This window comes from Methylophilus sp. OH31 (assembly GCF_000576615.1).
Lineage (GTDB): Bacteria > Pseudomonadota > Gammaproteobacteria > Burkholderiales > Methylophilaceae > Methylophilus.
The window spans coordinates 47,044-73,494 of record NZ_BAUS01000004.1 but is presented as its reverse complement, the minus strand read 5'-3'; the positions used below and the strand labels follow the sequence as shown (position 1 = coordinate 73,494).

Annotated in this window: 27 protein-coding genes; 17 read left to right on the top strand and 10 right to left on the bottom strand. The window is 51.4% G+C overall.

All coding sequences use genetic code 11. The features are described 5' to 3' along the window. Positions 1-4 precede the first annotated feature (4 nt). From prmC to hemA, 7 genes are all read right to left on the bottom strand, one after another. Positions 5-865, bottom strand: a complete 861-nt coding sequence (gene prmC / locus OH31_RS06960) for a peptide chain release factor N(5)-glutamine methyltransferase (RefSeq protein ID WP_024930158.1) — start codon at positions 863-865, stop codon at positions 5-7. After that, positions 865-1,713, bottom strand: a complete 849-nt coding sequence (locus tag OH31_RS06955; RefSeq protein WP_024930157.1) for a DNA alkylation repair protein — start codon at positions 1,711-1,713, stop codon at positions 865-867. Before OH31_RS06955 ends, prmC begins: the two co-directional genes overlap by 1 nt. A 52-nt stretch (positions 1,714-1,765) precedes the next feature. Next, positions 1,766-1,984, bottom strand: coding sequence for a hypothetical protein (locus tag OH31_RS06950; RefSeq protein WP_024930156.1), 219 nt, complete (start codon positions 1,982-1,984; stop codon positions 1,766-1,768). After that, positions 1,981-2,409, bottom strand: coding sequence for a putative toxin-antitoxin system toxin component, PIN family (locus OH31_RS06945; RefSeq protein WP_036298869.1), 429 nt, complete (start codon positions 2,407-2,409; stop codon positions 1,981-1,983). Before OH31_RS06945 ends, OH31_RS06950 begins: the two co-directional genes overlap by 4 nt. A 119-nt stretch (positions 2,410-2,528) precedes the next feature. Then, positions 2,529-3,368: a DUF2971 domain-containing protein gene (locus OH31_RS06940; RefSeq protein WP_148296197.1), complete on the bottom strand. Its 840-nt coding sequence runs from the start codon at positions 3,366-3,368 to the stop codon at positions 2,529-2,531. 38 nt (positions 3,369-3,406) lie between these two features. Beyond that, positions 3,407-4,489: a peptide chain release factor 1 gene (gene prfA, locus OH31_RS06935; RefSeq protein WP_024930153.1), complete on the bottom strand. Its 1,083-nt coding sequence runs from the start codon at positions 4,487-4,489 to the stop codon at positions 3,407-3,409. Between the two features lie 48 nt (positions 4,490-4,537). Beyond that, positions 4,538-5,797: a glutamyl-tRNA reductase gene (gene hemA, locus OH31_RS06930; protein WP_019880696.1), complete on the bottom strand. Its 1,260-nt coding sequence runs from the start codon at positions 5,795-5,797 to the stop codon at positions 4,538-4,540. 227 nt (positions 5,798-6,024) lie between these two features. Between hemA and rpe the strand changes: the two genes are divergently transcribed. The 8 genes from rpe to hemB all read left to right on the top strand — a co-directional run bounded on the left by rpe (position 6,025) and on the right by hemB (position 13,111). After that, a complete protein-coding gene (rpe, locus tag OH31_RS06925) occupies positions 6,025-6,732 on the top strand; it encodes a ribulose-phosphate 3-epimerase (RefSeq protein ID WP_024930152.1) in 708 nt (235 codons plus the stop codon). 27 nt (positions 6,733-6,759) lie between these two features. Next, positions 6,760-7,473: a phosphoglycolate phosphatase gene (locus OH31_RS06920; protein WP_024930151.1), complete on the top strand. Its 714-nt coding sequence runs from the start codon at positions 6,760-6,762 to the stop codon at positions 7,471-7,473. A gap of 158 nt (positions 7,474-7,631) precedes the next feature. After that, entirely contained in the window at positions 7,632-9,149 is a 1,518-nt protein-coding gene (trpE, locus tag OH31_RS06915) for an anthranilate synthase component I (protein WP_019880693.1), read from the top strand. A 1-nt stretch (position 9,150) separates the two neighbouring features. Continuing rightward, a complete protein-coding gene (locus tag OH31_RS06910; RefSeq protein ID WP_019880692.1) occupies positions 9,151-9,717 on the top strand; it encodes an aminodeoxychorismate/anthranilate synthase component II in 567 nt (188 codons plus the stop codon). Beyond that, positions 9,717-10,745, top strand: coding sequence for an anthranilate phosphoribosyltransferase (trpD, locus tag OH31_RS06905; RefSeq protein ID WP_036298865.1), 1,029 nt, complete (start codon positions 9,717-9,719; stop codon positions 10,743-10,745). The genes OH31_RS06910 and trpD overlap by 1 nt, the downstream gene beginning before the upstream one ends. Continuing rightward, a complete protein-coding gene (locus OH31_RS06900) occupies positions 10,742-11,257 on the top strand; it encodes a DUF3465 domain-containing protein (protein WP_024930149.1) in 516 nt (171 codons plus the stop codon). The genes trpD and OH31_RS06900 overlap by 4 nt, the downstream gene beginning before the upstream one ends. Positions 11,258-11,311: 54 nt before the next feature. After that, complete coding sequence (trpC, locus tag OH31_RS06895; RefSeq protein WP_019880689.1) at positions 11,312-12,100, top strand: indole-3-glycerol phosphate synthase TrpC; 789 nt, start codon at positions 11,312-11,314, stop codon at positions 12,098-12,100. 15 nt (positions 12,101-12,115) lie between these two features. Beyond that, positions 12,116-13,111 (top strand): porphobilinogen synthase, encoded by a 996-nt coding sequence (hemB, locus tag OH31_RS06890; protein WP_024930148.1) that lies wholly within the window; start codon positions 12,116-12,118, stop codon positions 13,109-13,111. A 702-nt stretch (positions 13,112-13,813) separates the two neighbouring features. Here the strand turns inward: hemB and OH31_RS06885 are convergent. Then, positions 13,814-14,824: a CDP-6-deoxy-delta-3,4-glucoseen reductase gene (locus tag OH31_RS06885; protein ID WP_024930147.1), complete on the bottom strand. Its 1,011-nt coding sequence runs from the start codon at positions 14,822-14,824 to the stop codon at positions 13,814-13,816. A gap of 21 nt (positions 14,825-14,845) precedes the next feature. Beyond that, positions 14,846-15,301: an FxsA family protein gene (locus tag OH31_RS06880; RefSeq protein ID WP_024930146.1), complete on the bottom strand. Its 456-nt coding sequence runs from the start codon at positions 15,299-15,301 to the stop codon at positions 14,846-14,848. A gap of 56 nt (positions 15,302-15,357) precedes the next feature. Here OH31_RS06880 and cutA point away from each other — a divergent pair, with 56 nt between their 5' ends. The 8 genes from cutA to OH31_RS06835 all read left to right on the top strand — a co-directional run bounded on the left by cutA (position 15,358) and on the right by OH31_RS06835 (position 22,385). Continuing rightward, on the top strand, positions 15,358-15,666 hold the full coding sequence (gene cutA, locus OH31_RS06875) for a divalent-cation tolerance protein CutA (RefSeq protein ID WP_370576184.1): 309 nt from the start codon (positions 15,358-15,360) through the stop codon (positions 15,664-15,666). A 13-nt stretch (positions 15,667-15,679) separates the two neighbouring features. After that, positions 15,680-17,503 carry a protein-disulfide reductase DsbD gene (gene dsbD / locus OH31_RS06870; RefSeq protein WP_024930144.1) on the top strand — a complete coding sequence of 608 codons (1,824 nt, stop codon included), beginning with the start codon at positions 15,680-15,682 and terminating at the stop codon, positions 17,501-17,503. Beyond that, positions 17,496-18,029, top strand: coding sequence for a TlpA disulfide reductase family protein (locus OH31_RS06865; RefSeq protein ID WP_024930143.1), 534 nt, complete (start codon positions 17,496-17,498; stop codon positions 18,027-18,029). Before dsbD ends, OH31_RS06865 begins: the two co-directional genes overlap by 8 nt. A 194-nt stretch (positions 18,030-18,223) precedes the next feature. Beyond that, positions 18,224-18,661, top strand: a complete 438-nt coding sequence (gene aroQ, locus OH31_RS06860) for a type II 3-dehydroquinate dehydratase (protein WP_019880679.1) — start codon at positions 18,224-18,226, stop codon at positions 18,659-18,661. Between the two features lie 31 nt (positions 18,662-18,692). Continuing rightward, positions 18,693-19,145 (top strand): acetyl-CoA carboxylase biotin carboxyl carrier protein, encoded by a 453-nt coding sequence (accB, locus tag OH31_RS06855; RefSeq protein WP_024930142.1) that lies wholly within the window; start codon positions 18,693-18,695, stop codon positions 19,143-19,145. 125 nt (positions 19,146-19,270) lie between these two features. Next, positions 19,271-20,620, top strand: coding sequence for an acetyl-CoA carboxylase biotin carboxylase subunit (accC, locus tag OH31_RS06845; RefSeq protein ID WP_019880676.1), 1,350 nt, complete (start codon positions 19,271-19,273; stop codon positions 20,618-20,620). A 2-nt stretch (positions 20,621-20,622) separates the two neighbouring features. Beyond that, positions 20,623-21,525, top strand: coding sequence for a 50S ribosomal protein L11 methyltransferase (prmA, locus tag OH31_RS06840; RefSeq protein ID WP_024930141.1), 903 nt, complete (start codon positions 20,623-20,625; stop codon positions 21,523-21,525). Next, positions 21,516-22,385 (top strand): DUF3426 domain-containing protein, encoded by an 870-nt coding sequence (locus OH31_RS06835; protein ID WP_024930140.1) that lies wholly within the window; start codon positions 21,516-21,518, stop codon positions 22,383-22,385. Before prmA ends, OH31_RS06835 begins: the two co-directional genes overlap by 10 nt. Before the next feature lie 12 nt (positions 22,386-22,397). Here the strand turns inward: OH31_RS06835 and OH31_RS06830 are convergent, their stop codons facing one another. Continuing rightward, positions 22,398-23,303, bottom strand: coding sequence for a hydrogen peroxide-inducible genes activator (locus tag OH31_RS06830; protein WP_024930139.1), 906 nt, complete (start codon positions 23,301-23,303; stop codon positions 22,398-22,400). 346 nt (positions 23,304-23,649) lie between these two features. Here OH31_RS06830 and katG point away from each other — a divergent pair, with 346 nt between their 5' ends. Continuing rightward, complete coding sequence (gene katG, locus OH31_RS06825) at positions 23,650-25,833, top strand: catalase/peroxidase HPI (protein WP_024930138.1); 2,184 nt, start codon at positions 23,650-23,652, stop codon at positions 25,831-25,833. Positions 25,834-26,451 lie beyond the last annotated feature (618 nt).

Here is a 26,451-nt window from a genome sequence, read left to right as displayed (position 1 = left end):
TTTATTATTGGTGTGTCGGTGCTGTGGGCCATTGCGCAAGCGTGACTCTGGGATTGCCGCCCAAATCCTGCAGCGTTTGAACCTGTTCAAACCCCGCTGCATGATACAGTTGTTGCACGGCCTTGGCCTGATTGTAGCCGTGTTCCAGCAGTAACCAGCCACCCGCATTTAAGTAGCCAGGCGCCTCGGCGATAATCTGCCGGATATCTTGCAAGCCATCTGCACCAGAGGCCAGTGCGCTCATAGGCTCAAAACGTAAATCGCCTTGCCGCAAATGTGGGTCATCTGTTTCGATATAAGGCGGATTGCTGACAATCAGGTCAAACCTGTGTGCAGGCAAGGTCGCAAACCAGTTGCTTTGCACACATTGCACATTGTTTAAGTGTAATGCTTGTGCATTTTCCTGGGCGACAGCCAGCGCCCCGATTGAAGCATCTACCGCGATGACTTCGCAGCGCGGCGCATGTCTGGCAATTGCCAGTGCAATCGCCCCGGTGCCAGTGCCTAAATCGAGCACACGCATGGCCCTGGTGATTTTTTGCAGTGCGGCTTCTACCAGGGTTTCGGTATCCGGGCGTGGAATCAGGGTGTCTGGCGTGACTTTGAGCGCGAGTCCGAAAAACTCGCGTGAGCCCAAAATATGCGCAACCGGTTCGCCTTGCAAACGGCGTTGCAAGAGTGATTCGACCTTGGTGATAGACATGTCAGTCAGGTTGTCAGTTGCGTGTGCAATCAGCCAGGCACGGTTCACATTCAGCACATGCATCAATAATATTTGCGCTTCCATACTCGCCTCATCCGGCGGGACAAATTGCGCCAACTGTTGCCGGGCCGTTTGTAGCCATTGTTGCACGGTGTTCGACATTACCTGCCCCCAGCCGCTTTGCGCAAAGCAATGGCCGTGGCATTGCCTTGCCTGGCCGGGTGGCGAACTGCATGGCGGATCACCCATTTCAGGTCTTTATCTGCATTGGTGAGCCAGCGCTCACATACGTCAAACGCCAATGTCGGATGGTCTTTTGCAATGTCACCCAGGTGGTTAGCCACACTGCGCCTCACATACAAACTCGGGTCGTTTTTAAGGGTCTCCAGAATCGGTAACACTGGCGTCGGGTCGGCAATCAGTTGCGGAATGCGAGCGCCCCAAGGCAGGCGTGAACGGCAGCCTTCAGAACACAAGCGGCGCACATGCGGGTCAGGGTCATTCAGCCACAAGGTGAGTTGATGCAAGGTGCGCTCAAAGTCATGAATCAAAAAAGGACGGATTGAAAACTCTGCGGTAAAACGGCGTGTCAATTCATATTGTGCACGCATCGCCGCTTCAAATGGATCCTCGCCACCATTGTGCTGTGCATCGCGGCCATACTCGGCAATAAAGCGTGTATGTGGCAGGTAGAAAAACACGCCCAGCCCAAGGCGTTCGGTATGTGTATTGGGGGGCGTGAGTGTATTGATTAATACTTCGGTTGCTTCTGAAAACTTGGCGGGCAGAGTGGCTTTTAACGCAGCTGCAATATGTGCCGAGCGATCCATAAACCCCAGTGGCGCAATATTGGTCAGCGCTAATTGTTTAAAGGTTTCTGCATCAAAGCTGGTATGCACCAGCCCAATATTGTGTGCCAGGCAATCAATCGCCTCGCTATCCAGCAAAAATTTGATCGGGTTGTCTTTCTGGATGCTGCGCGGCGCGGCGGGGATTTTAAACAAGGTCATGATAAAGATTGTTTCTGGGCGGAACGATGACCAACTCTGCAGTTGGCATGATTTAGATCTGAGCAGCTTTATCTAGCAAAGCTAAGCCCCGCTCAGTACTCTCTGCACCACGTGCAGCCCGCAAGCGAAAATGCGTTTCTGCATCAAACTCGGCTAGCATCAGCGTCGTCATTTCATCCATTAAGCGATTGACCGTGGTGCCGCGTGATTTAGCCAAAGCGCGTAAGCGTTGATGTTTATCATCTGGTAAACGTAACGTTAAAGCACTCATTTTGATTGCTCCTTTAAAAACTCTTCTGGGCCGATAATGCGCAAATTTGGAAAACGCAACTCCATGCGTGCGACATCTTTTAAATTACGGGTGACGACATAATGTGCACCACCTGCAACTGCGAGTTCAATCAGATGGTTATCTGCTTCATCAGGCAAGTTGGGACGCCAAGTATAGTAAATGCGTGTCCATTCACATGACGCCAAAAAAATGTCCAATAACTCATTGCGTTCGTCCAAATTCAAGCGGCAGTTTTGGAATAAACTTTCGCGTGCAATGACATCCTCATACTCAGACAAAAGTGCGGCACCCATGAGGGGTGTTACATCGCCGCGCAAGCAAAGCGCAACCAATTGATTGGCCGCCCCCATACTCAAGCAGGCACCTACAAAAATATTAGTGTCTAAAACGATGCGCAACGTCATTGCTTATGGTATCAAAAATGCCACCAATTTGTAAATGATGTTAGATTATTTAAGGTTTGGAGTTGATTGACTTCGAGTAGAGCTTTGATGCGGTAAACGGCAGTAAGCCTCATGTCAGTTCATCTGTGACGGATTGCGCCCTCAAGCGTACTAGGCTTAATAATAGCGCGAGGCGCATATTTGCAAACTAAAGCCTCAACAGATAACTTCAATCCAGCACTACATAAAGGTCCAGTGGTTATAACCATGCTATTCAAAGCATCCTGATTTAAGTCCAAGTCTATAAACTCAACTCCGGGGTCTGCACCTTCTATGAAAGCCCGCATCATGTGATTCGGTAGGCTATTATAAAAACTTGGTGAGCCTGGGCCCTCGGGAGGTAGTGGCAAGGAAGGTAGTACAAAGAGTGAAAATCGATATTCTGATTGGAACTCCCAATGTTTGGATTTTAGTCTGGCAAGATCGAAAGGGCGATTGATTGTAAGTTGCCCTTTTTCTTGGTTAATTTGAACAGCTTGACTATAACGCTCTTCAATATTGCTTACATACTCAACATATCCTGCAAATTGTTCATGATTCATGAACATCGGCAAAATCATATAAGTCTGCCCGAACATTTCATTGAAGTTGAGCGGGGCATACATATTTCCTGCCTGCTCAATGTTAGCCCAGCCATCCAAAGGCGTTAACTTTTTATCTTGGAATGGTAATGAAGGAAGCTCAATACGAACGCCTGTCATTTCGTCAGTATAAAGGTGCCACTGCGGTATGCTCTCAGTGGGTTGAGTAGTCCAGCAACTGACAAAAAAATATTTATTGAAATGAACACCTTTAATAATTGGGCCTTCAAGGGCGTCATCAACCTTATCCAAACGAGTGAATCGAATCTTTTGTGAGCTCAATATTAGCGCAAGCGTCTCGACCGAAGTATAGTGAAATATTTGATTAGGATGCGCCAATTGAGTCCACTTTAACTACCAAAGTTATTTAATTCGGTTTAGGAGTCTTCACCCAAACTTGCCAGCAAGTCAGCCTGGTATTCGGTCGCCAGCGCATTAATCAACTCGTCCATATCGCCTTCGGTGATGGCTTCAATTTTATACAGCGTCAGGTTGATGCGGTGGTCGGTAATACGGCCTTGCGGGTAGTTGTAGGTGCGGATACGCTCAGAACGGTCACCCGAGCCAATCAGGTTGCGGCGTTCGGAGGCAATTTTGCTTTGCTGCTCATCGACCTGTTTGGCCTTGATGCGTGCGGCCAGCACTTGCATGGCCTGTGCCTTATTGGCGTGCTGGCTGCGGCCGTCCTGGCATTCCACCACGATGCCGGTTGGTGCATGGGTAATCCGCACGGCAGAGTCGGTTTTGTTAATGTGCTGACCACCGGCGCCTGAGGCGCGGAAGGTGTCGATACGGATATCGGCCGGGTTGATCTCGACATCGCCCACCTCTTCTACCTCAGGCAGAATGGCGACAGTACAGGCTGAGGTGTGGATGCGGCCTTGGGTTTCGGTGTCTGGCACGCGTTGTACGCGGTGGCCGCCGGATTCGAATTTGAGTTTTGAGTAAGCGCCGTAGCCGATGATTTTGGCAATCACTTCTTTATAGCCGCCGACTTCACCCTCATTGGCCGAGACGACTTCCACTTTCCAGCCCTGGCGGTCGGCAAAGCGTGAATACATACGGAACAGGTCACCGGCAAACAGGCCGGATTCGTCACCGCCGGTACCGGCGCGGATTTCAAGGAAGATGTTTTTGTCGTCGCTAGGGTCTTTGGGCAACAACAATTTCTGCAAAGCCAGCTCGACTTCTTCCAGGCGTTTTTTGCCGCTGTCTATCTCTTCCTGTGCGAATTCTTTCATCTCCGGGTCGGCCAGCATGGCATGCGCCTCTTTCAGGTCGGACTCGGTTTGGATGTAGATATGGTATTGCTCAACAATAGGCGTAATTTCCGTATGTTCCTGCATGATCTTACGGTAGTTATCCATGTTGTCAGTCACGCCTTCGCTGCTGAGCAGGCGGTTGAGTTCTTCGAGGCGCTCGCTTAAGTTAGCGAGTTTTTGCAGCATGCTTGATTTCATTGTGTTTACCTAATATTCAAAGATTGGCGGATGCCAATCTTGAAAAAATTATTCTTTGATTTGAAAGAGTTGTTTCACCAGGTGCTCCATGTGGGCGTGAGCATCTCCCTGGCTATTGTTTAGTGCATGGCTGGGGCCATGCAGAAATTTATTGGTCAGTGCATTGCTGAGGGCTTCGAGTGTTTTTTCCGGGCTTTCGCCTTTTTGCAGCAATTTGAGGGCTTTTTCCAGCTCGGCTTTGCGCACCGTGTCTATCTGGTCGCGCAAGGCTTTAATAGTAGGCACCGCTTCGCGTTGTTTGAGCCACTGCATAAAGTGCTCAACACGCGAATTGACGATAAGCTCGGCATTGACAGCGGCCTCCTGGCGGTTGCCTAGCCCTTCTGTGACTACTTGTGCCAAGTCATCTACAGAGTACAAAAACACGTCGTCCAGCGCCGAGACTTCAGGCTCAATGTCACGTGGCACAGCCAGGTCGACCATAAACATCGGCCGATGTTTACGCGCTTTAATCGCGCGCTCTACCATGCCGAGGCCGACGATTGGCAACTGGCTGGCAGTGCTGGTGATGACAATGTCAAATTCTGGAAAGCGCTCAGGCAAGTCATTGAGCAAAATCGCCTGTACGTTCAGGCCCTGGCCACGAATTTTTTCTGCCAGTTGTTCGCCGCGCTCCAGGGTGCGGTTGGCCACGGTGATTTTTTTCGGTTTTTGCGCGGCAAAGTGATCTGCGCAGAGCTCTATCATTTCACCGGCGCCGATAAACAGCACGCTTTGTGAACTCAGGTCACCAAAAATACGTTGCGCCAGTTTAACGGCAGCAGCGGCCATCGAAATCGAACTGCCGCCAATGTCAGTATTGGTGCGTACTTCTTTGGCCACTTCAAAGGTACGCTGGAACAGCTTATGCAGCATGGTGCCCAGGGTGCCGGAGTCTTGCGCAATTTTAACCGACTGCTTGAATTGCCCCAGAATCTGCGCCTCGCCCAATACCATGCTGTCCAGTCCGCTGGCGACGCGGAAAGCGTGTTTCACCGCCTCGTGGCTGCTTAATGTGTAGGTGTAAGGTAAGAGCTTGTCGGCTTCCAGGCGATGGTAGTTAGCCAGCCAGTCAATCACCACTTCGGGGCGGATAGACTGGACATAAATTTCTGTACGGTTGCAGGTCGATAAAATAGCCACTTCTGCCACGTTGTGTCGGGCAAGATCCGCCAGCGCATGCGGCAAGGTGTCGTTGTTAAACGCAACGTTCTCGCGGATGGCAATAGGGGCGGTGGTGTGGTTGACACCAATGGTATACAGTTGCATAGCGCTATTTTACCTGCGTGACAGGGTGAAAAGACAAACAAATCGGCGCTTGCAAACAGTTCATGGGCGTTTGGAATTGAAATCCATGGCTAAAGTGCCGACATTTTCTTATATTCACGCGCCACAAGCAAGAATCCTGTCAATTTGACACAAATTGGCGGTAAAATATTGGTTTTGCTAAATTTTTATTAGATTAATTCACGGAACCCAACCTACGGAACACCAGCATGGACAAAACTTTTCGCATCGCCCCAAGTATTCTTTCTGCCAACTTTGCCAAGTTGGGCCAGGAAATCGAAAACGTGATCAAATCCGGCACTGATATCGTGCATTTTGACGTGATGGATAACCATTACGTGCCTAACCTGACTATTGGCCCTCTGGTATGTGATGCCATTCGTGAGTTGTCTCACAACGCTGGCGCGCTGATCGACGTGCACCTGATGGTCAAACCCGTCGACCGCATCATCCCAGACTTTGCCAAAGCGGGTGCTGACATCATCACTTTCCACCCGGAAGCGTCTGACCACATCGACCGCAGCCTGGCGTTGATTCGTGACAGCGGCTGTAAAGCTGGCCTGGTATTCAACCCAGCGACGCCATTGCATTACCTGGACTACGTGATGGACAAAGTCGACATGATTCTGTTGATGTCTGTGAACCCGGGTTTTGGTGGCCAGAAATTCATTCCAGCCACTTTGGACAAATTGAAACAGGCACGTGCACGTATTGACGCTTACACTGAAAAAACCGGCCGTCAAATTTGGCTGGAAGTGGACGGCGGCGTGAACGCGAACAACATCGCTGATATTGCTAAGGCTGGTGCCGATACATTTGTAGCGGGTAGCGCTGTGTTTGGTGCAGGTAAAGACACTGACCCTAACCGTTATGACACGATTGTTAGTCAGTTACGCGCTGCGTTGGCAACGGTCTAAATTTAAAGCGTTGCAAGGGTAATTCATATGCGGTTCCAAGTCAGGGTGGTGATGTTCGATCTGGACGGCACCCTGCTTGATACCGCACCGCAAATTGCCGAAGCCGCCAACCGTATGCTGGTGGCTTTAGGCAAGCCCATGTTGCCACAAGCACAAATTACTACCTATATTGGTGAGGGCGTGCAAAACCTGATCAAGCGTTGCTTGACCAGTAGTATGCATGGCAAACCTGGCGAGCAAGAGTTTGCCAGTGCGCAAGTGCTTTATCATGGCTTTTATGATGCCAACGCCACTGAAAGCCAGGCTTTTGCGGGGGTGTTACCGGCACTGCAGCAGTTAAAAAAACAAGGTTATCGCCTGGCGTGTGTGACCAACAAGCCGGAAAAATTCACCCTGCCCTTGTTGCAACATGCCGGATTGGCGGATTTTTTTGAAATTGTGGTATCTGGCGATACCTTATCCAAGAAGAAGCCGGATCCGTTACCACTGTTGCATATTTGCCAAAAACTAGACACCTTGCCAGCTGAAGCGATGCTGGTCGGTGACTCTGAAACCGATATTCAGGCCGCGCATGCAGCCGGGTGCTTTGTCGTGACCGTGCCTTATGGGTATAATCAGGGTCGCGCGATTGATGCCAACACTGTGGATGCCACGGTGCAGCAACTCACCGAAGTGGTGAATTTGCTGGAGTTACCTGCTCTCTTAAGCGGGCATAACAAAAAATTTACCCATATATCATGATGTTTTGTGCTCATCATTCTTCCAGTTGGCCAGTATTAAGCTGGCGTCGTTCGTGGCGAGGCTAGCCCTGCCCCACGCGCAGGTGTACGCCATTTGCACCACGCTGTCGTGACGTTTGCGCGCGACACATTCAACGAATCAAACTGGAAAAAAGCATCATGTTAAGCACTTTGAGCAAGACCGAATTCGACGCGCTGGCGGCGCAAGGCTATAACCGTATTCCGCTAGTGATGGAAACCTTTGCCGATATGGATACGCCTTTGTCGCTGTATCTGAAACTGGCGAATCAACCCTACTCTTACCTGCTCGAAAGCGTACAAGGCGGCGAACGCTTTGGCCGTTATTCGATTATTGGCCTGCCAGCCACCACGCGCATTGTCGTGCGTGATGAGGCCCTGCAAGTCATTCAAGGCGATCAAGTCATTGAATCGCACACCGATCAAAACCCGCTCGATTTTATCAAGTCTTACCAGGCCCGTTTTAAAACACCGCCATACGATGGCTTGCCACGTTTCACCGGCGGCCTGGCGGGCTATTTTGGCTACGAGACCATTCAATACATTGAAAAGCGTTTGGGCAAAAAGAAAAAGCCGGATGCGATTGGTGTGCCTGATATTTTGCTGATGGTGTCAGAAGAAATTGCGGTGGTGGATAACTTATCTGCCAAATTGTATTTTATTGTCTACGCTGACCCGGCTAAAGCCAATGCCTACGAAACTGCCTGTGCGCGTATGCATGCCTTGTTGGAGAAGTTGCGTACACAAGTAGAGATTCCCGCAGCTTTGCCAACCAGCAAAACCCCGGCTGTGTCAGAGTTTGGTGAAGAAAACTTCAAAGCGGCGGTTAAAAAGGGCCAGCAATATATCCTCGAAGGCGACATTATGCAGGTGGTGCTCAGCCAGCGCATGGTGCAAGACTTTGATGCATCGCCACTGAGCCTGTATCGTGCCCTGCGCAGCCTCAATCCATCACCTTATATGTTCTATTACGATATGGACGACCACCATGTCGTCGGGGCGTCACCAGAAATCCTGGTGCGTCTGGAAGACACCACGGTGACTTCGCGCCCGATTGCCGGTACGCGCCCACGTGGCAGAAATCGTGATCATGACCTGGCGCTGGAAGCCGAGTTGCTGGCCGACCCCAAAGAGCGTGCCGAGCACGTGCAACTGATGGATTTAGGCCGCAATGACGTCGGTCGTGTCGCGCTGACGGGGACAGTGAAAGTCACCGACAATATGACCATTGAGCGTTACTCGCATGTGATGCATATCGTCAGCAATGTCGAAGGCCAGCTCAAGCCAGGCCTGGATGCAATTGATGTCCTCAAAGCGACATTTACTGCAGGTACGGTGTCCGGCGCACCCAAAGTACGCGCCATGGAAATCATTGAAGAGCTGGAGCCTTCCAAGCGTGGTATTTACGCGGGCGCAGTAGGATATTTAGGCTTTAACGGCGATATGGATGTGGCGATTGCCATCCGTACGGCGGTGATTAAAGACAACAAGCTTTATGTGCAGGCGGGTGCCGGTATTGTTGCCGACTCGGTGCCGCAATCTGAGTGGGACGAAACCCAAAATAAAGCCAAGGCGGTGATTCGTGCTGCCGAACTGGTGCAGGCCGGCCTGGATAACCAAGCGGCTAATATTCAAACCCATGCAGGAAAGGGAGCCTGATATGTTGTTGATGATTGATAACTACGACTCTTTTACCTACAACCTCGTGCAGTATTTCGGCGAGCTGGGTCAAGATGTACATGTGCACCGCAATGATGAGATCACGCTGGAACAGATTAAAGCGATGCAGCCGGAGAAAATCGTGATTTCCCCTGGCCCTTGTACGCCGAATGAGGCAGGTATTTCTGTGCCACTGATTCATGAATTTGCTGGCAAGATTCCGCTGCTGGGCGTGTGCCTGGGTCACCAGAGCATCGGCCAGGCCTTTGGCGGCAAAATCATCAAGGCCAAAACCCTGATGCATGGTAAAACCTCATTGATCCACCATACCAATACCGGTGTCTTCAGGAACCTGCCTAACCCATATACCGCGACGCGTTACCACTCGCTAGTCATTGAGCGTGAAACCATTCCGGATTGTCTGGAGATCACTGCCTGGACTGAGGATGGCGAGATCATGGGTGTCAAGCATAAGACCCTGGCGGTTGAAGGTGTGCAATTCCACCCGGAATCTATCTTGACCGAGTATGGACATGAGTTGCTGGATAACTTCCTGAAAGGCTATTAATGGTGAGTATGACGCCTAAAATCGCCTTGCAGCGCTTGATTGACCACACCGATTTTAGTCATGAGGAAATGCTGCAAATCATGCAGCAGATCATGAGCGGCGAATTTACCCAGATCCAGATTGCGGGCTTTTTGTCTGCACTGCGCGTCAAAGGCGAAACCGTCACTGAAATTGCCGCTGCCGCGCAGGTGATGCGTGAGCTTTCCAGTAAAGTGGATATCAGCGATACGCGTCATTTGATTGACACCTGTGGCACGGGTGGTGCGCCTAACAAGGTATTTAATGTTTCAACGGCATCAGCCTTTGTTGCCGCCGGCGCGGGTGCAAAAATCGCCAAACATGGTGGCCGTGCAGCGTCTTCAAAAAGCGGCTCAGCCGATGTGCTGGAAGCGCTGGGCGTGAATATCGCGTTGACGCCAGAGCAAGTGGTGCGTTGCGTCAATGAAGCAGGCATTGGTTTTATGTTTGCACCAAATCATCATGCAGCCATGAAGTATGCCGCACCCGTACGGCGTGAACTTGGGGTGCGTACCATGTTCAATTTGTTAGGCCCAATGACCAACCCGGCCGGTGCCAAGCGCCAGGTCATGGGCGTATTTCATCGTGATCTTGTGCCCTTACTGGCTCAGACCTTGCAAAAACTGGGTAGCGAGCATGTGATGGTGGTACATAGCGCGGATGAAATGGACGAAATCTCTTTCTCTGCCGACACTTATGTGGCAGAACTCAAAGACGGACAAGTCAGTGAGTACACTTTGAACCCGGCCCAGTTTGGCATGCCATTACATGACATCAACAGTATCCGGGTTGAAAGTGCACAGCATTCCAGCGAGATTATTCTGGGCTTGCTGTCCGGTGAAAAAGGTCCGGCGCGCGATATTGTATTGCTCAATGCAGGTGCTGCCATTTATGTGTCTGGCCTGGCAAATGATTTGCCATCGGGCATGACGCAAGCGGCGCAATCCATTGACTCAGGCGCGGCCTTGAATAAACTGCAACAACTGAAAGCCTTGAGCCAGGCGGCATGAAACGCTACGCCTTGATTGCACAATTCTGTGCGCTGGTCTGTTTGCTTGCTGCGTGTCAGCAAACTTCGCAACAGGGCGCAAGCGGTTATGGTATAAGCAATCAGCCGCAGTCAGCCGTTGAAGTTAAATCACCGGCTCAAACGGTTAATCTGCAATCACTGTCTGCTGGTCTGACTGCGGAAGACAATGCAGCCGTTAAGCAGGCGTTTGCCCAAAAGCAAAGCCATGTCTGGCTGGAGGGGAGCGGTGTGGTGAAGAAGCTGTTGCCTGACGATAATAAAGGTGCGCGGCATCAGCGTTTTTTGGTCAGTATCTCGCCTGAACAAACCTTGTTATTTGCGCATAATATTGACCTGGCACCACGGGTGGAAGCATTGAGTGCGGGCGATGTGGTGACCTTTAAAGGCGAGTATATTTACAACCCCAAAGGTGGCATCATGCATTGGACGCACCACGATCCGCAGGGTCGCCAAGATGGCTGGATTAAACATCAGGGCCACACTTACGAATAAGCCTTGCCAGCGCTATAGCGCTGACAGTTAAACGATAAAACATGCGAGTAAATTATGTCTGATATTTTAAATAAAATTTTAGCGACCAAACGCGAAGAAATCGCCAAGGCACAAGCGATCAAGCCGCTGAATGCGATGCGTGATGAAGCGCTGGATCAGCCTGATTGCCGTGATTTTATCGGCAATATTGTCGATAAAGTGGATGCGGATAAACCGGCGGTGATCGCTGAAATTAAAAAAGCCAGCCCATCCAAAGGCATTATTCGTGCAGATTTCAATCCGGCGGAAATCGCCAAAAGCTATGAAAAAGGCGGCGCCGCTTGTTTGTCCGTACTGACAGATGAACAATATTTTCAAGGCTCCGCAGCTTATTTAAAACAAGCTCGCGCCGCTTGTAAGCTGCCGGTACTGCGCAAAGACTTCATGATCGACCCTTATCAGGTCTATGAAGCACGTGCTATGGGCGCTGACTGCATTTTGCTGATTGTTGCCGCGCTGGAGCTGGCACAAATGCGTGAGCTGGAGCTCACTGCCCACAACCTCGGCATGGCGGTGCTGGTAGAAGTGCATGATGCTGATGAACTGGAATTGGCCCTGCAACTGGAAACGCCTTTGTTGGGTATCAATAACCGTAACCTGCGCACTTTTGATGTCAGCTTGCAAACCACGCTCGATTTGCTCGAAAACACCCCTGAGGACCGCTTTGTGGTCACAGAATCTGGCATTTTTACGCCTGAAGATGTCGCATTGATGCGTAGCCATGACGTGAATGGTTTTCTGGTGGGTGAAGCGTTTATGCGTCAGGACGATCCCGGCGCTGAACTGGCCAGGGTATTTGGATAAAGCAAAAGGACGCTCATGAGTAATCAATTTCTCGCTATCCGCCCACGCCGCATGCGTAAAGATGATTTCTCGCGCCGTTTAATGCGCGAGAACGTCCTCACTGTGAATGACCTGATTTATCCGGTATTTGTGCTGGAGGGGGAAGGTAAGACTGAGGAAGTGAAATCCATGCCCGGCGTACAACGTCAAAGCATCGATGTATTACTGAAAACCGCTGAAGAGTGTGTCAAACTGGGTATTCCGGCGCTGGCCTTGTTCCCGGTGGTGCCACAGCAGTACAAAAGCCTGGATGCCAAAGAAGCCTACAACCCGGATGGCTTGGTGCCGCGTACGGTCAAAGCCCTGAAACAGGCCTTCCCTGAACTGGGCGTGATTACTGACGTCGCACTGGATCCTTACACGACTCATGGCCAGGATGGCCTGATTGATGACACGGGTTATGTGCTCAATGATGAAACTGTTGAGGTCCTGGTCAAACAAGCCTTGTGCCATGCAGAAGCAGGCGCTGATGTGGTCGCGCCTTCTGACATGATGGATGGCCGTATTGGTGCCATCCGCGATGCACTAGAAGAGCACGGGCACATCTACACCCGCATACTGGCCTACTCCGCCAAATACGCCTCTGCTTTCTACGGCCCGTTCCGTGACGCGGTTGGCTCTGCTGGCAACCTCGGCAAAAGCAATAAATACAATTACCAGATGGACCCGGCCAACTCTGACGAAGCGCTGAAAGAAGTTGCGCTGGACCTGGAAGAAGGCGCTGATATGGTGATGGTGAAACCAGGTATGCCGTATCTGGATATCGTACGCCGCGTCAAAGACGAGTTTGGTGTGCCGACCTATGCTTATCATGTCAGTGGTGAATACGCCATGCTCAAGGCTGCTGCACAGAATGGCTGGCTGGATGAGAAGGCGTGTGTGCTGGAAGCCATGTTGGGGTTTAAGCGCGCCGGGGCGGATGGTGTGTTGACGTATTATGCGATGGATATTGCGCGATGGTTGAAGGGTTAGTGCTTTAACCCACTCCGGTTGGTCACGCTACTGTAAAGTAATTTTTGACCGATTTTTTCGCCTCTAGGCGAGTGACTTTTCTTTGCGTGCCCAAAGCGAAGACTATTCTATGATCGATCTATTTCGCCTCTCGGCGACCATTCTTTCTTATGCTTGTCCATAAGAAAGAAGGCAAAGAACAAGACACCCCAGCTTCCGCTTGATTCCTGTGCTACTCGGCTTGCCGGGCGTCCATCGAAACTCGCCCTGACAAGCCACACAAGACGTGGCTTGTTGCGGAACTCGGACAGCCGATGGCCGAAGACTCCCGCCAACCCTGCGTTGCTCGACGCGGCAGATGGGGACCCCGAACACCAATCGAATGCCACCGAATGTAGTTTTAATCAACGAATCTGGTTTTCTAACCTCCCAAGTTACTGCGTTGCTAGTTTGGCGAGATAAATCCCATTCCATCACGCTGAGTAGCGGAGACAAAATAAGGAGGAAGGGAGCGACTGTTTGAGCACCGCGGCAGCTTGCGTAGTGTGCAAGCTGCTAGGGCGAGTTTCGTGACCGCTTATTTTGTTGAGCAACGCAAGGGAGCCGTAAGGCCGTGATGGCTGGGTGCGCTCTTCTTTGGTTACTTTCTGAGGGGCAAGCATCAGAAAGTGACTCGCCTAGAGGCGAAAAGGGTAGTCAAATAAAACCTAATTAGTCACCCTTTTACTTAGGTGCAAACGTAAACGCATCACTATAAAACTCTTCCTCCGGCAGCCCTTGCTCCACAAACGTCTGTTTGGCAATATCCACCATACCAGGTGCACCGCACACGTATGCTTCAAACCCGCTCAAATCTGCATGGTCTTCCAGCACTGCCTGATGTACCAGTCCGCGACGACCATCCCAATCATCCCCATGATTACCGTCTGAAATCACCGGGATATATTGAATATTCGGCATAAACTGCGCCCAGCGCTGGCAAAGCTCGTCCATATACAAGTCGCTGACCTGGCGCGCACCGCGGTAGAGATACACAGGACGCTGGATTTGATTAAAAATCATGTGCTCTATCATGCCTTTAACCGGTGCAAAACCAGTGCCGCCCGCGACCATGATGATAGGCTTGTCATTTTGTTCGCGCAGGAAAAAGCTGCCTAGCGGAGCTTCTATACGAAGAATGGTTTTTAAGGGCATCTCATTAAATACTTGCTCGGTGAAGTGCCCACCGGCAATTTTGCGGATATGCAGTTCGATAAAGCCTTGTTCATGCGGCGCATTGGCGATGGAGAAGGCGCGACGGCGGCCGTCTTTGAGCAGAAATTCAATGTATTGCCCAGCCATAAAGGTCAGTTGTTCGGTGCCTGGCAACTGTAAATGCAGCACCATGACATCCTCACCCAGTTGTTCTTTGTGTTGTACGCGCACAGGTAAAATGCGCGGTTTGATACCTTGTACCATATCGATCTGGCGGCATTCTATGACCAGGTCTTCCAGTGGGCGCGCACAGCAAAACAATGCCAGGCCTGCGGCTAGTTCTGCATCGGTCAGCGCATTGCCTTGAAAGTCGTCATGCATGACTTTGCCGGTCAACACTTTGCCTTTACATGCGCCGCAGGCGCCGTTGCGGCAGCCGTATGGCAGGTTGATGCCTGCTTCAATCGCGGCTTCGAGCACGGTTTGGCTGGGGCGTACGTCAAAGGTATGGCCACTGTTTTCAATCAAGACACGATTCATAAGGCGTTGTTTTCTGTCTGGTTAGTCTTTGCGAGGTAAATGCACCACATTATCGGCCGGCTTGGCGTCATCTACTTCGGTAAATTCGCCTTCAATCACTTCGTCGTTGGCACTGGCACGATACTGCGCGCCGTTTTGATTGCCTGTTGCGCCCGCGTTGGCATTGTTGCCTGGAATCAGCAGCAAGATCACGGCGAGCACATCGCTGATGACGCCAGGGATCAATAGCAGTACCCCTGCAAACATATTCCTGGCCGTTGAAAACATGGCGGCTACCGGATTGCTACCCGCCCCCATTTGCTGGAACATGCGTGCCGCAATCTGGTCTTTTTCGTTGCGTATCAACTTCAAGCCCAGATAGCCGATAATCACCAGGTACACCAATACCCACCAGCCATAGCGTTGGCTGAGTTCGATCAGGACGGCTATCTCCAGGAACGGAAAAGCCAGTAGAATAGCAAAGATGATAAAACGCATGTCAGAATCCTGTCTGTGAGTCAGCGCCCGTGACGCCAAAAGAGGAAATTATAATCGTGTTTACGCATGTGCCGAACAGGGCATGTGCTGAGCATATCGCGCAGACGCTGGTTACAGAGAAGTTGGCGGCATGCGTCAATATTTCAAGTCCTGTCACCTCGATCTATCATTGGCAAGGGCAGGTCGAGCAAGCGGAAGAGATTGGATTGACCATCAAAACGACTTGTCAGGGCTATGCTGCTTGTGCGACTAAGTTAAGGATGCTGCATCCTTATGAACTTCCGGAGATTGTAGGCATCCATGTGAACGAGGGTTTGCCAGAATATCTGGCATGGGTGGCGGCAGAAACAAGGGTGCGGGAGTAAATCGTTGATGACAATGTGGTTAAGAAGCTGGATCGTGCTGGTGGCGCTGTTGCTCGTCATGCCACCCGTGCATGCGGCGTCGCAGTTTTCAAAACTGTTTACTGAAGAGAGCAGTGAAGATTTCTTGCCCGTCGATGAGGCGTTTAAAGTCGAGGCCGGCTTGGTAGATGCCAGCCATGCGCAGCTCAAGTTCACCGTGGCACCGGGACATTATTTATACCGTGAGCGCATACAACTGGTATTGCCTGACGGAGACACTGCCAAAATCACACTGCCTGCGGGCGAAACCAAGAATGACCCTAATTTTGGTGAGCAGCAGGTATTTCACCATGATACTTTAGCCGAGGTCACGTTTACGGGCGTCGCGCCTGATACGTTGCAGGTGCGCTATCAGGGCTGTAGTGAAAAAGGCTTGTGCTATCCACCGCAAACCAAATCACTGCCTTTGTCCAAGTCACCCTCCTTTGGAGCTGCGGTTCCCTCCGACAGCGCCACATCTGCTGCGTCAGGCGTTGCGCCTGTTGAAGAAGAGTTCTCCGGAAAACTATTATCTTCTGGCCGCTGGTGGCAGATTGTCGCGGGCTTTTTCGGGGCGGGCTTGTTGTTGGCATTGACGCCTTGTGTGTTCCCCATGATTCCTATTCTATCCGGGATTATTGTCGGTAAAAATGCGCATGTTTCGCGCGGTAAAGCCTTCACGCTGTCATTGGCCTATACCTTGGGCATGTGCCTGACTTATACGCTGGCAGGGGTTGCAGCTGGTTTGTCGGGGCAGTTATTGAGCAACGCCTTGCAAACGCCCGCCGCCTTGATCACCGGTGCGTTGATTTTTGTGGTGCTGTCCTTTTCGATGTTTGGCTTTTATGAGTTGAAGTTGCCAAGCGCGGTTGAGAATTACTTTTTTAACTGGAGCCACCGCTTTAAAGGCGGTCATTTGCTTAGCGACTTTCTGATGGGTGCTATTTCCGCACTGATTATTAGCCCGTGCGTGGCCGCGCCGTTGGCGGGTGCCTTGCTTTATATCAGCCAAACCCATGATGTCACGCTGGGCGCAGTGGCTTTGTTTTCACTTTCCTTAGGTATGGGCGTGCCATTGTTATTGATCGGCGCCTCTGCGGGCACATTATTGCCCAAAGCCGGGGAGTGGATGAATACGATTCGACGTTTGTTTGGTGTGCTAATGCTCGGTGTGGCGATCTGGGTCATCAGCCCGATTTTGCCGGTGGCGGCACAATTGGTGTTATGGGCGGCACTCTGTATTGTGCCAGCGATTTATTTGCGGGCAATTGATCCATTACCTGCCACGGCGGGCACGGTACAGCGCTTATTTAAAGGGTTTGCGGTCATCTTGCTGCTATATGGCATCGCCTTGCTCGTTGGCGCCTGGTCAGGGGCGCGCTCGCCGCTGCAACCATTGCAAGCCCTGATGGCAAGTTCGCCTGCCAGTGTGCAGCCATTGGCCTTTGAGCGCGTGCATAGCGTGCAAGCACTTGAGCAACGCTTGAAGGCTGCCCATGGCCAGCCGGTAATGCTGGATTTTTATGCTGACTGGTGTGTTTCGTGCAAAGAGTACGAGCAGTTCGTATTCAGCGATCCTGCCGTGCGGGCTGCATTGCAAGGCGTATTACTGTTGCAGGCCGATGTCACAGGCAATCGTGCCGAAGATGCGGCGTTATTGAAACAGTTTGCCTTATTCGGGCCGCCCGGCATCGTGTTTTTCAATGCCCGGGGTCAGGCCGTGCAGCCGGTCATTAAAGGCTATCAGGATGCTGAGCGCTTTGTGCGTACCGTCCGCGCGCTGAAGTTAAAGCCAGTGGAGGCTTCACCACATGCGTAATGTTGCCCGCGTGGTTATGACGGTTTTATTGATGGTGGTGCTTGGCAGCGGTTTTCGCTGGTTATATCTTAACCGCCACCAGTTTATGGCAACAGAATCCGCATTGCCGAGTGCAGCAGACATTGCGCCAGTATGGGCCACCACCCTGTTCGATCATGGCGGTAAAGCATATCCACTGGCGCAATATAAAGGCAAGCCGCTTATTTTGAACTTCTGGGCGACCTGGTGTGAGCCTTGCCGCGAAGAAATGCCGGAGATTTCTGCTTTGGCCAGTGCACATCCTCAGATTGCTGTATTGGGATTGGCGATTGATGAAGCGGCTGCCGTGCATGAGTTTATAGAAAGCACGCCAGTGAGCTATCCCCTACTGATAGCCGAGAATGAAGGCATGCCATTGGCTGAAGCATTGGGTAACCATAAAGGTGTGTTGCCTTATACGGTGGTGATCTCCGCGCAAGGTGAAGTGACGCAGATTTTCTTTGGCCGCGTCAATCGCCAAATGCTGCAAAATGCACTCAACTTGTAGTGGTTTGCTTACTTTTTTCTAGTGTACGCAGGCGGTCAAATCCCGCCTGTTCGCTGCAAAACTCCTTCAATTGTCGGCTAAATTAGCGACTTTCAATTTTCTTTAAACTGCGAATTTCTCTGGACAAAATGCAATAACTTCGGCAAACTTCGACGCCATGAAGGTTGTACTTTTCTCCATGAGAGGCGTGTGAAATGGGCACCAAATCCATCCTGGTGATTCACGGACCCAATTTAAATATGCTGGGCACCCGTGAGCCGCAGCATTATGGCAGTCAAACACTGGCAGACATTAATCAGCGTTTGCAAGATTTGGCGCGCGCTGATCAGGTGCGTCTGGATACTTTTCAAAGTAATTCTGAAGCCGAGATCATTGAGAAAATACACGCACTTTCCGTGAACCGCGTTGATTATGTCATTATCAATCCAGCGGCATTCACACATACCTCCGTTGCCATTCGTGATGCCCTTTCTGCGGTCAATGTGCCGTTTATTGAAGTGCATTTGTCGAATGTGCATGCACGCGAGTCATTCCGTCATCATTCTTATTTCAGCGATATTGCAACCGCAGTGATTTGCGGTTTGGGCGCAGAGGGATACTTCGCCGCATATCGTTACATCCAACAACTCTAATAACATTAAAACATTTACATTCGAGGCTTTTATGGATTTACGCAAACTCAAAAAACTGATTGATCTGGTAGAGGAATCGGGGATTTCCGAACTGGAACTGACCGAGGGTGAGGAAAAAGTACGTATTAGTCGCGCCATGGCGCCTGGCGTTGCGCCGGTCGCACAATATGTGGCTGCCCCCGCCCCGGTTGCGGCACCTGCTGCCGCGCCAGTTGCTGCGCCTGCCGCTGCCCCAGCTGAAGTGCTGGATGGCAAAGTGGTTAAATCACCGATGGTCGGTACTTTTTACCGCGCTTCATCCCCTGATGCCAAATCCTTTGTTGATGTTGGCAGCAGTGTGAGCACTGGCGATACTTTGTGCATTATTGAGGCGATGAAGCTGCTCAATGAAATTGAGAGCGAGTTCTCCGGCACGATTAAGAAGATTTTTGTTGAAAACGGTCAGCCAGTGGAATACGGCGAACCATTGTTCCTGATTGGTTAATCCGCTATGTTTGAAAAAAATCTGATTGCCAATCGCGGCGACCAGCTGCCTGCAGGCAGCACAGCAACGAAGTTAAATTGCGTCGTGGCTGCAAGCCACGCGGCTATTGAGACGCGGAGTTAATAATGTTTGAGAAGATACTGATTGCCAACCGCGGCGAAATAGCCTTGCGTGTGCAACGCGCCTGCCGTGAGCTGGGGATTAAAACGGTGGCGGTGCACTCTGAGGCCGACCGTGATGCTAAATATGTCAAATTGGCCGATGAGTCTGTGTGTATTGGCCCTGCGCCGTCAGCTAAAAGTTACCTGAATATTCCGGCAGTAATTAGTGCTGCAGAAGTGACTGATGCACAAGCGATTCACCCTGGTTATGGTTTTTTGTCTGAAAACGCAGACTTTGCCGAGCGTGTTGAACAAAGTGGTTTTGTGTTTATCGGCCCGCGTGCCGAAACCATCCGTTTGATGGGGGACAAGGTTTCCGCCAAAGATGCCATGAAAAAAGCGGGCGTGCCTTGTGTGCCAGGTTCTGATGGCGCCTTGAACGACGATCCGGCCGAAATCATGAAAACGGCCAAACGCATTGGCTATCCTGTCATTATTAAAGCCGCTGGTGGCGGTGGCGGTCGTGGCATGCGTGTGGTGCATACCGAAGCGGCGTTGCTGAATGCGGTGAATATGACTAAAGCCGAAGCACAAACGGCTTTTGGTAACCCCATGGTTTACATGGAAAAATTCCTCGAGAATCCGCGCCATATTGAAATCCAGATTCTGGCTGACCAGCATGGTAACGCGGTATACCTTGGTGACCGTGACTGTTCCATGCAGCGTCGTCATCAAAAAATCATCGAAGAAGCACCTTCGCCATTGTTAACGGAAAGAATCCGTGACAAGATTGGTGAGCGTTGTGCAGAGGCGTGTCGCAAGATTAAATATCGTGGCGCAGGTACTTTTGAGTTTTTGTACGAAAATGGTGAGTTCTATTTCATTGAAATGAACACACGTTTGCAGGTGGAGCATACCGTGACCGAAATGATCACGGGTATCGACCTGGTGCAACAACAGATCTTTATTGCTGCGGGTGAAAAGTTGCCGTTCCGTCAGCGCGATATTGTCTTGAATGGTCACGCCATTGAGTGCCGCATTAACGCTGAAGACCCGTACACTTTCGTGCCTTCCCCAGGCTTTATCAACCGCTTCCATATGCCTGGCGGCCCTGGCGTACGCATGGATACCCATGTCTATGGCGGTTATACCGTGCCACCACATTATGACTCCATGATCGGCAAGCTGATCACGCATGGTGCGACCCGCGAACAGGCGATTGCCAGAATGCGCGTGGCTTTGTCTGAGATGTATGTTGAAGGCATTAAAACCAATACTGCGCTGCATTCTGACCTGATGGCCGATTTGGCCTTCCAGCAAGGCGGCACCAGCATTCACTATCTGGAGCAGAAGCTGGGTATCAGCTCGAAATAATGTTGCATTGGCTGTTACTTAAAATTCAATCGACCGAGCCGCAGGCCGAGTCGCTTAGTGATGTGCTCATGGAGCATGGTGCATTGTCTGTCAGCATAGAAGATGCGCACGCCGACACGATGGCCGAGCAGGCCATTTTCGGCGAACCTGGCGACCCGCCACCGGGTATCTGGGAACAGAATATCGTCACTGCCATGCTGGATGCCGAGGCAGATGTGCAGGCGCTACTGGCGAATGTGCAGTCTGACTTGCAACTGGATGGCTTGAAGTACCAGGTGGAACAGATTGAAGAGCAGGACTGGGTGCGTGCGACACAGGCCCAGTTTGATCCGATCCGCGTGACCGATCAGTTGTGGATTGTGCCTTCATGGCATCAGGCGCCGAATGCCGATGCCATCAATATCGTGCTGGATCCAGGCCTGGCTTTTGGTACCGGTAGTCACCCAACCACGCATTTATGCCTGAGCTGGCTGGCACAATTGCCCAAGCCCTTATTGGCCAAGGCAAATGTGCTGGATTACGGCTGTGGCTCAGGCATTTTGGCCATTGCAGCTAAAAAGTTAGGCGCGCAGAGTGCCATCGGTGTTGATATTGACGGGCAAGCCGTGATTGCCAGCCGCGATAATGCGGCTAATAATCAGGTGGATGCCGTATTTTATGATTCTGCAGACTATCTGCATGAGCCATTTGATATTGTGGTGGCCAATATTCTCTCCAGTGCGCTGATGGTGTTGGCGCCAGTAATTGCCAAATCTTGCAAAAGTGGCGGCAAAGTTGCATTATCCGGCATATTGGATAGCCAGCAGGACATCTTGCTGGCACGTTACTCAGAGTGGTTTGATATGGATGCCCCCATCCAGCAAGATGGATGGGTCTTGCTGACGGGAAGCAGAAAATGTCCTTAATTACGGCCTGCCCGGCCTGCCAAACACAATTCGAAGTCACTGACGAACAATTGCAAGCCTATGCAGGCAAGGTGCGCTGTGGCGAATGCGACCATGTGTTTGATGCTGGCTCACATTTACTATCGTCATTGACGCCACTCTTACCGGCCGCCGATACGACTGAAGTGGCCAGCGATGCCGCCGTGTATTTTAAAGTGAGTGCCGAAGCGGCACAGAGCGACAATACTGCCGCAGTGCCAGATTTTTCGCTGCGACCAGACCTGCCATTAGACGATGTTTTGTCCACGCCATTGCACGCAGAGGGCGCGGATTCAGAACCTGTTATTCCGGCATTTTTACGTGATATCTCCCTTGCCGATGAGCGGCCAGTGCCCGTGGAAAGCGCTGCCAGTCAACGTGTGTTTCTCGCGCTAGCAGGCGCCCTGTTGTTACTGCTTGGCTTGCAATTAACTTATTTCTCGCGCACCAGTCTGGCGGCCACTTACCCGCAAACCAAACCGCTCTTGCTGGCATTGTGCAAGCCGCTGCATTGTGACATCAGTGTGCCGCGCGAGATTGCCCAGTTGACCATTGATGACGCTGATATTCAGGAGCATAAAGAGCGTCAGGGTGTGCTCATTTTTTCCAGTGTGCTGATGAATCATGGCAGCGTTGCGCAGGCTTACCCTACAGTAGAACTGACCCTGACCAATACCGCTGATGAGCCGGTGCTGCGTAAAACGCTCGTACCATCGGAGTATTTGCCTGCCTCGATCAAGGTTGCCGATGGACTGGCCCCGCAGCAAGAGCAAGCAGTGAAAACCTTGCTCGGCGTCGATGAAAAACTGGTCACCGGTTTCCGCGTCGCCATCGCCTACTAAGTACTCCCGTATTTAGCGGCGAGCAAGTTGCGCCTGCGTTGCACCCACTTCCATCATTACTTTTCCCAGTACCTCAATAGCGGCGGTGCGTACAAAGCTTTTACGCCAGGCCAAGGCAATGCGTCGGCTAGGCGCGGGTTTGCTAAACGGGATGACTCGAATCAGCGGATTTTGATAGCGCGATACGGTCGCCATGGCCGGTAAAACCGTGATCCCCAGGTTAGAGGCCACCATATTGCGTATGGTCTCCAGTGAATTCCCTTGTAATACCTCCCCTTTGCGGCTCAACTCCGGGCAGGCCTGCGTCACTTGGTTACTAAAACAATGGCCAGTATTCAACAATAGCACTTTCTCGTTACTTAACTCATCGGCATGAATGGTCTTGCGCGTCGCCCATGCGTGGCTCACCGGCACGACGACATTAAAATCTTCATCGTAAAGCGGGATGGTTTCAATGCCAGGCACATCAAATGGCAAAGCAATGACGGCGGCATCAATGACACCGTTTTTGAGTTGCTGCTCCAGGGTCGCGGTGATGTTTTCTTCGACTTCCAGCGGCATATGCGGCGCCGTTTTTATCAATGGCGGAATGATTTCCGGCAACAAGTAAGGCCCTACCGAGTGAATCATGCCCAGTTTAAACAGGCCATTCAGCGGGTCATTGCCATGTTTGGCCATGTCTTTGATTTTGGCCGCCTGCTCCAGCACGATATTCGCCTGTGCAATAATCTGCTCGCCGATCTCGGTGGGTGTGACCTCATTGCGGTTGCGTTCAAACAATGACACACCTAGTTCTTCTTCCAGCTTTTTAATACCCAGGCTCAGCGCGGGCTGGGTGACAAAACATTTTTCGGCTGCGCGGCGAAAATTACGTTCTTGTGCCACGGCTAACACAAACTTCAATTCAATCAGGGTCATGGCGGTGCTCTTATCAGGTGATGGCTGCTAGTGTAATTCTATTAATTTTATTAATCAATAATATCAAAACATACAATTATACAAATTAATATCGCTTGCCTAGAATGCAAGTCATGTACTCACTCGTACTTCATTCATAAGGAGAAAACATGTTGGCCTGGCTGTATACCGAACCCCCTGATTTGCAGGAAACATTGGCGGCTTACGCTGCCTGCTTTTAATCAGCAACAAGATTGCTTTGATCAATTGGACGATGAACTATTATCGCAATAATGAAGAAGTAGTATATTGATCATCTGGTCATCTCTGGAGCCTGGGTGATCATAATCAAAAAAGGAGCTTAAAAATGGAGAATAAACAACACGCGACCGGCAAGTGTCCTTTTAGCCATGGGGCAATTACCGCCAGCGGCCAATCCAATACCAATTGGTGGCCCAATGCTTTAAATCTGGATATATTGCATCAGCAAGATCGCAAGACCAATCCGCTGGGGGAAGCTTTTGATTATCGCCAGGCTGTCGCTACCCTCGATGTGGCGGCCGTGAAAAAAGACCTGCATGCGTTAATGACCGACAGCCAGGCATGGTGGCCAGCTGATTGGGGGCATTATGGTGGCTTAATGATTCGCCTGACCTGGCATGCTGCCGGGACTTATCGTGTAGCGGATGGCCGTGGCGGCGCTGGTACCGGTAACCAGCGTTTTGCGCCACTCAATAGCTGGCCGGATAACGTCAACCTCGACAAGGCGCGTCGCCTGTTATGGCCAGTGAAGAAGAAATATGGCAATAAACTGTCCTGGGCGGATTTGATTGCGCTGGCGGGCACTATTGCTTACGAGTCCATGGGCCTGAAAACGTTTGGTTTCGCTTTTGGCCGTGCCGATATCTGGCATCCGGAAAAAGATATTTACTGGGGTAACGAAAAAGAGTGGCTGGCCAAAACCGGTAGCGAAGGTAATCGTTATTCCGGCCAGCGCGATCTCGAAAACCCGCTTGCAGCGGTGATGATGGGCCTTATCTATGTCAATCCGGAAGGTGTGGATGGCAACCCTGATCCATTAAAAACAGCGCACGATATCCGTGAAACTTTTGCCCGCATGGCCATGAATGATGAAGAAACCGTGGCATTGACGGCAGGTGGTCATACGGTAGGCAAGGCACACGGCAACGGCCAGGCCAGCAATCTGGGTGCCGACCCTGAAGCCGCCGATGTGCATGAGCAAGGCCTGGGCTGGAACAACCACACGACACGTGGCATTGGCCGTGACTCAGTCACCAGTGGCATTGAAGGCGCCTGGACCACACACCCGACGCGTTGGGATAACGGCTATTTTGCCATGCTGTTTAACCACGAATGGGCGCTCAGCAAGAGCCCGGCTGGTGCATGGCAGTGGACGCCTGTGAGCATCAAGGAAGAAGACAAACCGGTCGATGTTGAAGATCCTAGCATCCGCTATAACCCGATTATGACCGATGCTGACATGGCCATGATTAAAGACCCGGCTTATCGTCAGATTTCGGAGCGTTTCCGTGATGACCAGGCATACTTTTCCGAGGTATTTGCCCGTGCCTGGTTCAAGTTGACGCACCGCGATATGGGGCCGAAAGCCCGTTATATTGGTCCAGATGTGCCGCAGGAAGACCTAATCTGGCAAGACCCGGTGCCTGCCGGCAATGCACTGAACGAGGCGGATGTCGCTGCGTTGAAAGCGCAAATCCTGGGTAGCGGCCTGACCACTGCAGAGCTGGTCGCCACCGCCTGGGACAGTGCCCGTACTTTCCGTGCGTCGGATTATCGTGGCGGTGCCAATGGGGCGCGTATTCGTCTGGCGCCGCAAAAAGACTGGGTAGGCAATGAGCCAGTCCGGTTACAGAAGGTGCTGGCTGTGCTGCAAGGGATTCAGCAAGCGTTTGGCAAACCAGTCAGTCTGGCCGACCTGATTGTACTGGCAGGCACTGCCGCAGTGGAGCAAGCAGCCAAGGCGGCAGGCATTGAGGTGAAAGTACCATTTGTTGCGGGTCGTGGCGATGCCACTGCCGAGCAGACCGATGCGGAGTCTTTTGATGTGCTGGAGCCAGTGCATGATGGTTACCGCAACTGGCTGAAAGCGGACTATGTGCCCAGCCCGGAAGATATGTTGCTCGACCGCACCCAATTGATGGGCCTGACGGCGCCAGAAATGACAGTGCTGATCGGCGGTCTGCGGGTACTGGATAGCAATTACGGCGGCAGTAAACATGGGGTATTTACCGATAGGCCAGGTGTGCTCAGTAACGACTTCTTTGTTAACCTGACTGATATGCGTTATACATGGGTGCCAACAGGGCAAAACCTGTATGAAGTACGTGACCGCAGCACGGGGGCAGTGAAGTGGACTGCGACACGTGTGGATCTGGTGTTCGGCTCCAACTCGATACTGCGTGCTTATGCAGAGCTGTATGCGCAAGACGATGCTAAACAGAAATTTGTGCAGGATTTTGTGGCTGCCTGGACCAAAGTCATGAATGCGGATCGGTTTGATCTGAAGTAATTGCTATTTTTGTAAAGCGAAAGCGCCTCGAGCAATCGAGGCGCTTTTTTATTTGCGGGAATCAGTCGGGAAAGTAATTCTTTGGGGCAGCTTTTTTTAGGAGGCAGGTTGCTTTTCGCCCTCTCGGCGACCATTCTTTCTTATGCTTGTCCATAAGAAAGAAGGCAAAGAACAAGACACCCCAGCTTCCGCTTTTTCCTTGCGCTACTCGGTTTGCCGGGCGGCAATCAAAAACTCGCTCCTTTGGAGCTCAAACAGTTGCTTGCCGAAAACTCCCGTCAACCCTGCGTTGCTCGGCGCGGCAGATGGGGACCCCGAACACCATGCGACTGCAACCATTAGCGAATTGAAGAAAAAAGAATCTGGTTTTTGAACCATCCAAACTAAATCAATGCAAGTTAGATGAGACAAATCCCATTCCATCACGCTGAGTAGCGGAGACAAAATAAGAGTAGAGGGAGCGACTGTTCGAATCCCGCGGTGGGCTGCGTAGTGTGCAGCCCGCTAGGTTGAGTTTCGTGACCGCTTATTTTGTTGAGCAACGCAAGGGAGCCGTAAGGCCGTGATGGCTGGGTGCCCTCCTCTTTGGTTACTTTCTGAGGGGCAAGCATCAGAAAG